The organism is Microbacterium sp. BF1 (assembly GCF_019279095.1).
Classification (GTDB): domain Bacteria; phylum Actinomycetota; class Actinomycetes; order Actinomycetales; family Microbacteriaceae; genus Microbacterium; species Microbacterium maritypicum.
Genome location: NZ_JAGYWT010000791.1, coordinates 1 through 705, shown reverse-complemented (window position 1 = coordinate 705; position 705 = coordinate 1). Strand labels below are relative to the sequence as shown.

Annotated in this window: 1 pseudogene; it reads right to left on the bottom strand. The window is 68.9% G+C overall.

The features are described from left to right. Window positions 1–705 (bottom strand): annotated as a pseudogene (locus tag KZA10_RS16815) (VWA domain-containing protein); the annotation flags it as partial.

The window sequence follows — 705 nt, the reverse complement described above, 5'->3', positions numbered from 1 at the left end:
CCGCGGTGTGCGCAACCGCCGGAGCCGTGCGATCAGCACCGTGGCGCGCGTGAGCTCCACGCCGAGGATGCCGAGGATGACGAGCGCTGCGATCCAGTACAGCTCGGCGACGTTGCCGACCTCGCCCGAATCGGTGTAATCGGTGGTGGTCGACGGCGCCTCGGGAAGCACGGGCGCGGCATCCGCCGTCCGACGTGCGTACTCGACGTCGAGCTCGTCGGCGATCGCTTCGAGGTTCGCCTCGTCGAGCACCGAGAGCGCGTCGGTGCCCTGGTACTGGATGTAGCCGCCACCCTGATCCGAGACGCCGCCCGTGGTGATGCGCATCGGTCCGCCTTCGGCCGTGCCGTACCCGAACACCGCTCCCGAATCGGTGTACTTCTCACTCGAGCGGAAGGACTCCGGTGGTGTGTCGACCGTCTGCTCCCCGTCGCCGAAGTAGAAGACCATGCGCGAGCGATCGGGGGAGGATTCTGCCGCCGAGGCGAGGGTCTCCGACAGCAGCGGAGCCGCGATGCCGATGGAGCTCCCTCGGGACTGGCTGGTGACCTCGGGGCGCAGCACTTCGAGCGAGCTCATGAGCGCGGTGGTGTCGGTGGTCAGCGGCATGCGCAGCTGGGCCGCCGCATCCGAGGTTATGAGGGCGAAACGTGCCCCCGGGTACTCCTCGACGGCATCCGCGACGACGTACGCGCGCTCGTCGAG